Source organism: Westiellopsis prolifica IICB1, from assembly GCF_004323185.1.
In the GTDB taxonomy this organism is placed as follows: domain Bacteria; phylum Cyanobacteriota; class Cyanobacteriia; order Cyanobacteriales; family Nostocaceae; genus Pelatocladus; species Pelatocladus prolificus_A.
The window spans coordinates 2,494,825-2,507,298 of record NZ_NAPS01000002.1; the positions used below are offsets into that span (position 1 = coordinate 2,494,825).

Consider the following 12,474-nt stretch of genomic DNA (forward strand, 5'->3'; position numbering starts at 1 on the left):
CCGATCCCCTTTCCCCGATCCCCTTTCCCCGTTTGCCTTCTTAGTAATAATTGCCTACCTTACGATGGCGAACTGCTGTTAATCCGTCGGGTTTGGAGACTCGACCATCGGTGACGGTGCAGTATAATAGCCAGTGGTCGCTGCATTCCATGCTGCTCTTAACTTCGCATTCCATGTAAGCAAGAGCGTCTGTGAGAATTGGGGAACCGTTTTTAGCTGTTTGAGTTTTGACTCCTGCAAATCTGTCTGCACCAGGAAGCAGACGCTTGAGGAAATGTTTCTTCAGTTCTTGATAGTTTCCTTCTTCCAAGACATTCAAGACAAATTTATCGCCGACTTGCAACAACGAATCAATTGCTCGGTCTTTAGCGACGGAAATTGTAAATCCTAAAGGTTGTAAACTAGCTTGTGCGACCCAAGAAGCCAGCATTGCTCCTTGTACATCGTTCTTTTTAGCAGTAATAATATAAAGTCCACTACTAATCCGACCTAGTGCTTTTTCCAAGTTAACGTCGATGGACTTAATTTGTTTGATGTTGCGTTCCCGGACTAGCATTTGTCCCAAATCAGTACCCGCTTCTTCGCAAAGCTGGAAGGTGATTGGGGAAGGAGTTTCTTTAATCCGAATTGCGGGGAAAGCTTCTTTGACGCCAAAGTCAACGAATCTTCTACGTAAGGGATCGATGGGTTCATCGTCACCACCGTAACATTCAAAAAATCCTATGACTTGCTTTTCTTTGACTACACTCAAAAGCGCACTAATCGCAGCTTGCGCCGCAGCGTTTGCAGTTGGGGGCATACCAACAATAATGCCAGATGAACGACCTGCTAATTCTTGAATTTCTTGGATCTCAGCTGTTGTTAGATCCATGATTTCAGTCCCGACGCCAGTTTTCTGGACTCCATGAGCGATCGCCTGAGCAATGCGATCGCCATAACCATAATCAGAGACATAAAACATGCCGACAATTGTCTCTGTTTTGGCTTGTCTTTGGCTCCAACCTTGGTAGCACTCTCTGAGTATACCCAAATGGTGGTACAGTAGAGGCCCGTGACCGTTAGCGATAATTTTGATGTTGCCCAACTCGTTCATTTTCTTCATCGCATTCAGCAGCGAACGAGCATTTGGCCCCATTAAGCAATCATAGTAAAATCTAAAGTCGGGTTCGATTGCCTCTAAGTTGACATCAAAAGTGTCATCGCTGCAATAGTGCATCCCAAAAGCGTCACAGGTGAACAGAGTTTGGGTTTTGTGATCAAAGCTGAAGATAGTATCCGGCCAGTGCAAGTTTGGCGCACTCACAAATTCTATTTCGTGACCTTGTCCTAAATCTACGCGATCGCCACTTTTGACAATCCGCTTCGAGAAGGGATCGTGAACCAAATTTTCCAGAAACTGAAGTGCAACTTTCGATGCTAAGACAGTGGCTCTGGGTGCTAATTGTAGAACGTCCTCAACCAAGCCACTGTGATCTGGCTCTGTATGGCTGACAATGATGTAATCAATTGCTTTTGGGTTAACCAGTTTCTTAAGAGTCTCTAAATATAGGTGGCGAAACTTAGTGTGAGAAGTATCCACCAAGGCAATGCGATCGCCTTTAATTAGATATGAATTATAAGTTGTACCATTTTGTAGACCGAATTCAATATCAAAGCGATCGCGATCCCAATCAAGCGAACGAATCGCCGTTGTGTTAGGAGCGATTTCGACAGTTTGTATAGTAAGTCGTTTGTTTTGAGGGTTCTCTGCAAGAGTTACCATTAGTCGTCTCCAAGCACAAATCATCAGTCTGCTTTTCTGACTCTATTTTGCTCATAATTATTTTTGTAAAGTTGTTCAAAATAGTCTTTTTTGAAAAATAAAATTTGTAGCTAAAATGTCTGTTTTTTGGCATAATTAATAACCAAAAAACTGTAGTTGATTTTCTATTTTTTGAGCGCAAATTTTAGCAAAAAAACAGTAATTTATTCTATGATGTTTCCCTATATAAAAGTAATCAAAATAATGTTGCTGCTCCAAATTTTGTAACGAAAATCATCATTTTGGCAACCGTTGTATCTAATGTAGAAATAGGGAACAGGGAACAGGGAACAGGGAACAGGGAACAGGGAATAGGGAATAGGTTTAAGCTTTTAGCTAAACTTTTGTGTTACTTGCCTAACAACAGTCAAAAACTGCTGCATTACTGGTGTAATTTCTTCTTTTTTCCACACCACAGCTGTTTCTACTAATGGTGTTGTTTGAGCGATCGCTCGATACACAACACCCTGACGTTGCAGATTTTGCAACGAAGCAGGTACAATTGCTATTCCCATCCCAGCGGAAACTAACCCAATAATTGTTTGCATTTGAATAGCTTCTTGAGCAACTTTTGGTGTGAAATTAACTTCCTCACACAAAGCCATAATTTTGTCGTAAAGTCCAATTCCCAAATGACGCGGAAATAAAATAAACAATTCATCCGTAAGCGATCGTATTGCAATTTTTTCTTGTTTAGCTAAAGGATGATTTGCAGGTAAAGCCACAACCAGATTTTCTTGCTGAATACACTCCCAAGCAAAACTATCATCTTCTAAAGGCAAATGCACAAAACCAACTTGGATACGATGATTTTGCAAAGCCTTTTCTTGTTCTGATGTCGTTAACTCCTGCAATATCAATTCCACCCCCGGAAACTGCTGATGAAAAGCTTGCAAAATCGCAGGTAGTACATCATAAGTCACAGAACTAATAAATCCTACCCGCAATTGTCCTGTTTCACCCCTACCAGTGCGCCGTGTTAACTCAATCACCTGTTCAAGTTGCGCCAGCAGTTGATAAGCTGACTGTAAAAATACCCTTCCAGCTTCCGTCAACTGTACCTGTCGCTTAGTTTTGCGCTGAAACAATTCCACCCCTAGCTCCATTTCTAGTTGATGAATTTGCTGACTTAAAGGTGGTTGCGCTATGTGTAATCGTTCAGCAGCTCGGCTGAAGTGTAGTTCTTCCGCCACAGTAATGAAATAGCGCAGATGTCGCAGTTCCATAGTTTTAATATTTTAAAAGTTTCAATTATCAATAAATATATATTGGACATCTGAAAAAACCGATCGCCTCATACTAATTAGTAGTACACATCACATTACTACTTACAGTCGATACGTGACCAAATAAAATCGAGGTATTTTTTAAACGGACACCAAGCACATCAGAACTATGCCTCAGAATTTGAATAGAAGAACATTCATCATGGCATCCCTAGCAACAGGTTTCGCTGTCGCAACTCATCCTGTGACTGCTCAAACAATTAAAACAAGTCCCACAGGATTAGTTGCAGGTGAAGTCAAAATTCCTGTTGCTGATGGTACAATTCCTGCTTACCGGGCTATGCCTGCTTCTGGTACTAATTTTCCAGTTGTCTTGGTAGTTCAGGAGATTTTTGGTGTTCATGAATATATTCAGGATATTTGCCGTCGCTTTGCCAAATTAGGATATTTAGCGATCGCCCCAGAATTATATGCTCGTCAGGGAGATGTTTCTAAACTCAGTAATATTGAAGAGATTCGCACTAAAGTCGTGTCAAAAGTCCCTGATGCTCAGGTATTATCTGATTTAGATGCAACCGTTGCTTGGGCAGCAAAATCAAAAGGCGATGTGAACCGTCTCGGAATCACAGGTTTTTGCTGGGGTGGAAGAATTGTTTGGCTGTATGCAGCCCATAATCCTAAGTTGAAAGCTGGAGTTGCTTGGTATGGACGTTTGGTCGGTGAATCTACACCACTTCAGCCTCAATATCCCATCGATGTTGCAGCTTCACTCAAAGCCCCTGTACTAGGATTGTATGGAGGTAAGGACGAAGGTATACCCCTAAGTACAGTCGAAAAAATGCAACAAGCTTTAAAAACAGCCAAACAACCATCTGAAATAGTTGTTTACCCAAATGCTCCCCACGGCTTTCATGCTGATTACCGTCCAACTTACCAAAAACAAGCGGCTGAAGATGCTTGGAAACGTCTCCAGGCTTGGTTTAAGGAACATGGAGTAGTATAAGGAACTATGGTAGGAAAAACAACGCGGCGCAATTTCTTAATGACCAGCGTGGCTGCTGCTAGTGGTATTGTAGGAGCAAATGCCTTGCAAAAAGATACTTCTAATGCTACTAAATTACCAGCCCTCATGCCAGAACGAGTACTAGGACGCACAGGGGTAAAAGTTCCCATTTTCGGTTTGGGAGGCGCAAGTGCAAAAACACCACTAGACAAACAAGACCGCGAACGTGATGCTGTGGATATTATTGAAAGAGCGCTCGAACTCGGTGTCCGTTACTTTGATACTGCTGCTAGCTACGGAACAAATGAAGATTATTTAGGCAAAGTACTGCCATCTTTTCGTAAAAATGCGTTTTTAGCTACTAAGACAGGTAAAAGAGACCGAGATGAAGCATGGCGAGAATTAGAGAGTTCACTCAAACGCCTTAATACAGATTATCTTGACTTGTGGCAATTGCATCATGTCTCTTATGCAGAAGAAATAGACACTTTATTTAGTAGGTCTGGCGCTATTAAAGCTTTACAAGAAGCTATGCAGCAAAAAATTGTGCGATTTGTAGGTATTACCGGACACCGTGATCCAAAAATCATCGCCGAAGGACTACGTCGTTTTCAATTTCACACAACTCTTATCCCTGTCAATGCTGTTGATAAACACCATTCACATCCATTTATTCCTGAAGTTTTACCCTTAGCACAGCAACAAAACTTAGGTGTGATTGCAATGAAAGTTCCTGCTTACGGGAAGTTGTTTCAACCAGGTGGTTTGAAAAATATACAGCAAGCTTTAGGATATAGTTTGTCTCAACCAGGAGTTCATTGTTGCATAATTTCTGCTGATAGTGTGCAACAGCTAGAAGAAAATGTGAAAGCAGCAACTTCTTTCCAGCCCTTATCTTCTAACCAACTTGCAGCAATTGAACAACGCACTGCTAGTATCTGGCAAGATAGTACATTTTATCGGTCTTGGGACTAGTAGTCTGGTAAGCTAGGTTCGTAGTGTAGACGCGGTAGCGACTTCCCATACGCCGTAGGCGTTCCCGTAGGGTAGGGTACGCTTAAGTGCTAACTACAAAGCCATTCTAAAATTCGATTCCATGCCCACCAAGGATCAGGATCTTGTGCTTGGTATTGACAATTTTTACTGCTGATGTAACCCACATGACCACCGTAACGAGTGAGTAATAAATCTATCATGGGATTAGCTGCACAAGCTAATTGTAAATCAGGTACGATCGCCGGATCAAAAAGAGGATCATCTTCAGCATAAATAATCAAAGTCGGTTTTTGCAGATTTGGTAGTAACTGCAAAGCGCTGCTGGCGTCGTAGTAGGCTTCCACTGAGGGAAAACCCAAGCGTTCTATGACTAATTCTTCGTCAAAACTCCAGATACTATTGACTCGTGCGATCGCTTCTGGGTCAATACTACCAGGATGAGCTGCATAAATTTGCCAAGCCAGTTTTTTAAGATTACGAGTGATTGCTTTTTCCAAATAGCGACCTAAAGGATGCTTAACTAAATAAGAAAGCGATCGCCGAGAATCCAGACTTGGACATATTACCGCCGCACCACCAATTTCTTCTTCCTCCAAACCCAAACTCTCTAAATCTAAAAATACAGAATTCTTCTCTCCCCCAACTCCCCCCACCGCCCACAGCGCCAATTGTCCCCCTAAAGAATATCCCGTAAACCAAAACTTTCCTGGACATCCCATAGCTTTAGCCACCGCAGCAATACGGATAAAATCTTCACCTTCGTACAAGCCATCGCTGGTCAACATCGGCGATAATTGCGCTGTCCTGCCGTGAGCGCGCCAATCAAATAACACGACTGCATAACCTTGGGCGTAGGCTTTACGTCCTAGCAGCTTGAGAAACCATTGATTCTCTAACTCACCTGTAATACCATATGTTCCTATGATCGTACCGCAAGCATTTTCAGGAATCGCTACCCAACCAAAAATCGGTACGCTCTGTCCACCGATAAAAACCTGTTCTTGATAGGGCGGCTCTGAGTATTTTGTAGTTTGTTCCCAGTTACGCCCAGCAAAAAGGGCGGTGTAGAGAGTCATGGCTACACCATTTCGCAAAAAAGATGGTGGATTGTATGACCAGTAACACATTCGCTTTAGGATTTAGTATAGCTTGAACTTATTTTTCAAATCTTTGAATTTTAATCTTTATGTTAGATTTAAAATATTTTTTATAATCTAATGAAGCATCTTTGTATTTCCCAAAGGTTCTTATTTATCCTTAATAAGTAGTAATAATTTTTTAATAATGCCGAGGATTCTAGTCATAGACGATGACCCAGCAATTTCAGAGTTAGTTGCCGTCAACTTAGAGATGGCTGGCTACGACGTCAGCCAAGCAGAAGATGGAATCAAGGGTCAGGCGCTGGCTTTACAACTCCAGCCAGACTTAATTATGCTCGATCTGATGTTGCCTAGAGTAGACGGATTCACTGTTTGTCAGCGCTTGCGGCGGGATGAGCGTACAGCTGAGATTCCTGTGTTGATGTTGACAGCACTCAGTCAAACTCAGGATAAAGTAGAAGGCTTTAATGCTGGCGCGGATGACTACCTAACGAAACCGTTTGAAGTTGAGGAAATGCTGGCGCGGGTGCGTGCTTTACTGCGGCGTACTGACCGGATTCCCCAAGCTGCAAAGCACAGTGAAATTCTCAACTATGGGCCTTTGACCCTTGTTCCTGAACGGTTTGAGGCAATATGGTTTAATCAAACAGTCAAACTGACTCATCTAGAGTTTGAGTTACTTCACTGCTTGCTTCAGCGCCATGGCCAAACTGTTTCCCCAAGTGAAATCCTCAGAGAAGTTTGGGGATACGATCCAGATGATGATATTGAAACCATTCGAGTCCACATTCGCCACTTACGAACCAAACTAGAACCAGATCCTCGCCATCCCCGTTACATCAAAACAGTATATGGTGCTGGATACTGTCTGGAGTTGCCTAGTGTTCCCCAATCAAGTGAAGGTGTCTCTACATCAAAAGTCGATTGATCCTGTTTGGGCTATTGTGTAAATGTTGTTAAATTAGTGTTGGAATTGGCACTCGTATGTTGTCTTCACTTCAAGAGTGCCAATAAGATTTTGCCTTGATCAAAACTTCTCATCAATTAGTGCTTTTCGCCATCACACTAGACTAGAGGCGAATTTAGCAGGTTATTGAAGTTATGTTGTTTGGCAACTTCAGGAGGAATGGTTGACTATGCGTGACACCCACACCCTTGATGACCACAACCCTCTCCATTGGGATGACCATTTGCACAGGCTTCTCCACAATAAGGCTTGCCATCTTTGATCACAGCATCGGTTAGAGAAACTACACAAAGGCAAGATTCACAAGCGCATTTCATCTGAGTAACAGTTGTCATAGCAAACACCAAAATAAATTTGTTTTCAAGTCATTAATATAAAACATATGAACATAAGTTCAGCTATTGACTTTAGATATTTAAGGAAAAAATTAACAATTTTTCTAAAAAAGTAATATAAATTAATAAACGGAATAATAACTCAACGTGAGTTCGATTAATCTGATCGGACTAAAAAATTGAATCACCCGCAAGTTATTGATGATTGAATGCATTTTTTATTTGAAATTTCTAGGTAAATAACAACAAAATATATTAAGAATATTCACAATTTTGCTTAAGCGATCGCTTTGTTATAGCAGAATAAAATATACAGTTAAAAAAACATTGATCATTGTTTAAGTAAACAAAGGTTAAGAAATTCAAACATCAGCTAATTACGCATCTAGTGATTTGGATATTATGGCTAATTGTTTGCGTATGTAGTGAGGTGTAATCAAAATTTGTGAGGTAGGAATTATGGCAAGTCGCAATAATTCAGAAAGTAGTTTATGGCAGAAAATACAAGAAGATTCTGTTAGTTGGGGAGCCTTAATTCTTTGGATTTTTGGCTTGGCTGTAATGTTGATTTTGGTGACAATGTTTGCTTCTGTTTAAGTTTCAGTGAAATTGGTGGGTTAATTTATTTAACCGCCAAGGGGCCAAGAACGCCAAGGATTTGTAGAGTGTATGTAAGTCCTATTTATGAAGCTATTAGCTAATACCAATTCTTCGTGAAGCTGCACAGAATTTTACCCCACCCCTTAATCCCCTCCCCGAAATCGGGGAGGGGAAATTCGAACGTAAGCAAGAATGGGGGTGGGGTTCTTTCTCTGTAACTTCATATTAAATTGGTATAAGGGTTTAGACCCTTAGCTATATTGAAAAAATTGGGATGCTCCCGAACCAACTTTTATCGACTTTGCCTTTCTGATAATAAAGCATTGATCAGCAACAACACAAATACCAACACCAAACCAAACATCAATTTCAGATGAAACGTTAAACTCCAAAGAATATTTTTTGCTTTATATTGAGAATCGCAAAGTCCAGACCCCCAACAATTCATGCGAAGTTGGGGATCTTGTCTTTCACAAATGATTTGGGAATGCAATATATGAATATCAAATACCTGGCAAATTTGACTATCGTATTCTGTAGTCAATTTTTCTGAAAAAGTGAATCAAAATTTTAGTAATTATCCACGTCAAAAATTAGGGTCATGTTCAGAATCCCAACAATGACCATCACGCCAAATTCTATGAGGATGATGTTCACACTCACCTTTATTTGTTAACCAAGGAATAGATGTTGGATAAGAAGAGTTGGATGGAGGACTAAATTTATCAGTAATGAAAGTCAACAATAAAGGATAAATAGCATACAAGCAAGTTGAGATAACAACACAAAATATAATGACAAATACTAGATTTCGATAAACCCAAGATGCACTGTTTGAGTAATACTGTAAAGATTGATTTGGCTTTTGTGTTTTACGTAATGAGAGCATACAAAACTAAAAAATAATATTCTGCGTTGATTATGTATTAAAGCAAGTTTTCTAAGATTTTATCTCAGCATATTACACTATTTATCTAGAACAGCATGTTGAGTATTATTTTATTCAAATATTCATGAAAATGTATAGTTTGAAAATGACAATGAAAATTATGCTGAATTTGAATTTAAAATTTTCATGAATTATTGAAGCAATCGCCGAAACTCCGATATATCAAGTAGAAAAACCCATGAATTAACCCTACGGCATATGGTTTGGCGTATGGTATTATCATGTATCATAAAATATATTGATTTGCGCTTGTGAAAATCACTAAAAAAACTTTACTTTGGCTTTGTGCAGCGATCCTAATCTTTGCAGTTATGGGATGCGATCGCCTTTTTCCTTCTGGCGATGTAGTAGAAAGAGTCAGCGATGGTGATACTCTCAGAATCAAGGATAAAAAAGGTAATGAATTTACCGTCCGCTTTGCTTGTGTTGATGCGCCGGAAATACCTCATTCTACAAAAGAAAGACAAAGTAAATCCGCAAGCGATCGCAATCAATTTACTTGGGGAACCAAAGCAAAAACACTAGTCCAAAAACTAGTCAATCAAGGAAACGACCGCGTTAAATTAACAATCACAGATAGCGATCGCTATAGGCGCAAAGTAGCAGAAGTCAGGTTACAGAATGGTACTTTTATCCAAGAAATATTAGTTCGCGAAGGGTTAGCATTAGTTTATCGTCCTTATTTAAATAAATGTCCTAGTAAAGAGATAATTCAACAAGCCGAAACTGAAGCGAAAGCAAATCGAAGAGGGGTTTGGAGTGATACTAAATTTGTAAATCCTTGGGAATACAGGAGTCTTTACAAGTTAAAAGCTAAAAGTTAAGCTCGTCATTTGTCATTGGTAGACGCGATGAATCGCGTCTGTACAATAGTCATTGGTAAGGGTTTGGTGCATGTTTACTTATGAATTATAACAAGTCATAATTTTTTCACTGGACTCATCCAAGCTTCTAATTTACTAAATGCTTGGGAAGAAAGTAATGTTAAACATAAATATATTAAAGCGACAGCTGTATAAATTTCAAAAGCGCGGTAATTATCTACAACTATTAATTGTCCTTTACGGAATAATTCTTCAAAACCAATCACAGAAACTAAACTCGTATCTTTCAGCAAACTAATAAATTCATTACCCAAAGGTGGTAACATGCGCCGAAAAGCTTGAGGAAAAATGATGTAACGCATAGTTTGTACAGAACTTAAACCCAATGATTGTGCAGCTTCTGATTGTCCTATTTCTATAGATTGAATCCCAGCACGAACAATCTCTGCTATATAAGCAGCACAATTCAAACTTAATGCGATGATTGCTGCTACGAGGCGATTAAAATTAACTGTAAAACCAAGCTCTTGTGTAATCGCAGGTATACCAAAATAAATCATAAAAATTTGCGCTAATAACGGCGTTCCTCGAAAAAAGTCGATATACCCTCGTGCGATCCAACGTAGAGGTTTAATCTGAGAAATGCGGACAATTCCAATTAAAGAACCTCCAACTAAACCTAAAATTACAGAACTTATTGTTAGTTGTAAAGTTACTAAAGCACCCTGTAACAAAATTGGAAGAGATTTTAAAATTACATTTACAAAAGAAGATAGTTTAGATACTCCTGTCTCCGCATCACTAGTAAATGGTAATTTTTCAGGTAAATTAGGTGGCGTTCCTTTAAACCATTTTTGATAAATTTGGGCGTATTCACCATTTTTTAGCACATTTGTCAAACCTTGATTAATTAATTTCAAATCTGGTGATTTTTTTGCCGTAGCAATACCGTAATACTCCTCAGTTAATAATTCATTAACTACTTTGACTCCTTGCAAATTACCTGTATTAATTGCGTATAAAGTCACTGGTGCATCATTAATCACCGCATCCACATTACCATTTACTAACTCTTGCAATGCTAATGGTGCAGAATCAAAATTGCTAATTTGCACTCCCGGAACACTCTGAGCTTTTTTCGCGCCAGTAGTACCAATTTGAACAGCAATTTTTTTATTCTGTAAACTTTCAAAATTAGTAATATCTTGATTGTTAGTACGCACAGCGATCGCTAACCCCGCCTTAAAATAAGGACGTGAAAAAGAAACAGCTTTGGCTCGTTCCTCTGTGATAGTGATCGAACTAATCGCCGCATCTACCGTTTTTGCTTGTAACGCTGGAATCATCCCATCAAAGGCTATACTCTGAAAATCAACTTTAAAATTACCCGCACGTGCGATCGCTCTCATCAAATCATAAGAAAAACCTTGGGGTTGACCACCTTCTCCGATAAACTCAAAAGGTGGAAACGTTGGTTCTGTCGTTACTTTCAAAGTTTTTCCTGAGTCAGTGACATTACCGTAAAAACTGCAACCACCAAGCAACAACAAACAACACAACCCCGCAACTAAACCAAACCGCAACCAACCTAAAACCCTCATCTTCTCTTCCTTAACATCTCTGTGATTTTAAATAAACTAAACCTAACACCAATCATTTCACCCCATGAATTCCTTCACCCCCGCGATCGCATTTCATAACATCGAAAAAAACTTCGGTTCCTTCAAAGTCCTCAGAGGAATTAGTGGTGAAATCAACCAGGGTGAAGTAGTTGCTGTGATTGGTTCCTCTGGTTGCGGAAAAAGTACCCTACTGCGTTGTTTCAACCGCTTAGAAAAAATTGATGGCGGACATTTAACAGTCAATGGTATTAATTTATCCCATCCCCAATTCAATCAAAAGCAACTGCGACAATTACGCACCCAAGTTGGAATGGTATTCCAACAATTCAACTTGTTTCCCCATCTGACAGTTTTAGAAAATTTAATACTAGCGCCTTGTAAAGTTTTAAGTAAAACCCGCAAAGAAAGTAGCCAACAAGCAGGGTTTTATCTCGAAAAAGTCGGACTATTTGACAAAGCATCAGCTTATCCCGAACAACTTTCTGGTGGACAAAAACAACGGGTAGCTATTGCTCGAAGTTTATGCATGAATCCCAAAATTATGCTATTCGATGAACCCACCAGCGCCCTAGATCCGGAACTGGTAGGGGAAGTTTTGCAAGTTATGCAGCAACTAGCAACTGAGGGGATGACAATGATAGTTGTCACCCACGAAATGCAATTTGCTCGTGAGGTTGCTCACCGCGTCATTTTTATGGATAAAGGCATTGTGGCAGAACAAGGTTCTGCTAGTGAAGTAATTTCAAATCCTCAAAGCGATCGCCTACGTAATTTTCTCAGTCGCCTGAATGGGGAAGTGTGAGGTTTGCTTGGAGTTTGAGGAAGGGGGATGCGTCTTTTGCTCTCCCCTATCAGCGAGTATAAAAGAGTCGTCGTTGAGTATCAAAGACTCGTCGTCGAGTATAAAAGAGTCGTCGTTGAGTATCAAAGACTCGTCGTCGAGTATAAAAGACTCGTCGCCGAGTATCAAAGACTCGTCGCCGAGTATCAAAGAGTCGTCGCCGAGTATTAAAGACTCGTCGTCGAGTATTAAAGACTCGTCGCCGAGTAT

The 12,474-nt window shown here is 40.0% G+C and carries 12 protein-coding genes; 6 read left to right on the top strand and 6 right to left on the bottom strand.

Annotated features, from left to right (window positions below; genetic code table 11):
- Positions 1–40 precede the first annotated feature (40 nt).
- Both B4U84_RS25045 and B4U84_RS25050 read right to left on the bottom strand, forming a co-directional pair.
- A complete protein-coding gene (locus B4U84_RS25045) occupies positions 41–1,762 on the bottom strand; it encodes a diflavin flavoprotein (protein WP_131120895.1) in 1,722 nt (573 codons plus the stop codon).
- Between the two features lie 371 nt (positions 1,763–2,133).
- Positions 2,134–3,027 (bottom strand): LysR family transcriptional regulator, encoded by an 894-nt coding sequence (locus tag B4U84_RS25050; protein WP_131120896.1) that lies wholly within the window; start codon positions 3,025–3,027, stop codon positions 2,134–2,136.
- Between the two features lie 202 nt (positions 3,028–3,229).
- Between B4U84_RS25050 and B4U84_RS25055 the strand changes: the two genes are divergently transcribed.
- Positions 3,230–4,030 carry a dienelactone hydrolase family protein gene (locus B4U84_RS25055; protein ID WP_281635080.1) on the top strand — a complete coding sequence of 267 codons (801 nt, stop codon included), beginning with the start codon at positions 3,230–3,232 and terminating at the stop codon, positions 4,028–4,030.
- Positions 4,031–4,036: 6 nt separating this feature from the next.
- Entirely contained in the window at positions 4,037–5,005 is a 969-nt protein-coding gene (locus tag B4U84_RS25060; RefSeq protein ID WP_026082035.1) for an aldo/keto reductase, read from the top strand.
- An 89-nt stretch (positions 5,006–5,094) separates the two neighbouring features.
- Here the strand turns inward: B4U84_RS25060 and B4U84_RS25065 are convergent, their stop codons facing one another.
- Entirely contained in the window at positions 5,095–6,153 is a 1,059-nt protein-coding gene (locus B4U84_RS25065) for a YheT family hydrolase (RefSeq protein ID WP_131120898.1), read from the bottom strand.
- Positions 6,154–6,310: 157 nt separating this feature from the next.
- Here B4U84_RS25065 and rpaA point away from each other — a divergent pair, with 157 nt between their 5' ends.
- The gene (rpaA, locus tag B4U84_RS25070) at positions 6,311–7,054 is read left to right on the top strand and encodes a two component system response regulator RpaA (protein WP_016863919.1); all 744 of its coding nucleotides are present in this window, start codon (positions 6,311–6,313) and stop codon (positions 7,052–7,054) included.
- A gap of 206 nt (positions 7,055–7,260) precedes the next feature.
- On the opposite strand, the gene B4U84_RS25075 is transcribed toward rpaA, so the two are convergent.
- Entirely contained in the window at positions 7,261–7,428 is a 168-nt protein-coding gene (locus B4U84_RS25075) for a metallothionein (protein WP_026082034.1), read from the bottom strand.
- Positions 7,429–7,887: 459 nt separating this feature from the next.
- On the opposite strand from B4U84_RS25075, the gene B4U84_RS30840 reads away from it, so the two are divergent.
- Together B4U84_RS30840 and B4U84_RS25090 are read left to right on the top strand one after the other, a co-directional pair.
- On the top strand, positions 7,888–8,025 hold the full coding sequence (locus tag B4U84_RS30840) for a hypothetical protein (protein WP_017312069.1): 138 nt from the start codon (positions 7,888–7,890) through the stop codon (positions 8,023–8,025).
- A 1,203-nt stretch (positions 8,026–9,228) separates the two neighbouring features.
- Positions 9,229–9,801 carry a thermonuclease family protein gene (locus tag B4U84_RS25090; protein WP_131120901.1) on the top strand — a complete coding sequence of 191 codons (573 nt, stop codon included), beginning with the start codon at positions 9,229–9,231 and terminating at the stop codon, positions 9,799–9,801.
- 95 nt (positions 9,802–9,896) lie between these two features.
- Here the strand turns inward: B4U84_RS25090 and B4U84_RS25095 are convergent, their stop codons facing one another.
- On the bottom strand, positions 9,897–11,402 hold the full coding sequence (locus B4U84_RS25095; protein ID WP_017312065.1) for an ABC transporter permease subunit: 1,506 nt from the start codon (positions 11,400–11,402) through the stop codon (positions 9,897–9,899).
- A 64-nt stretch (positions 11,403–11,466) separates the two neighbouring features.
- On the opposite strand from B4U84_RS25095, the gene B4U84_RS25100 reads away from it, so the two are divergent.
- Positions 11,467–12,225, top strand: coding sequence for an amino acid ABC transporter ATP-binding protein (locus B4U84_RS25100; protein ID WP_131120902.1), 759 nt, complete (start codon positions 11,467–11,469; stop codon positions 12,223–12,225).
- 49 nt (positions 12,226–12,274) lie between these two features.
- Here the strand turns inward: B4U84_RS25100 and B4U84_RS25105 are convergent.
- Positions 12,275–12,474 (bottom strand): hypothetical protein (locus B4U84_RS25105; protein WP_165490342.1); only part of this gene is annotated, 200 nt, incomplete at its 5' end.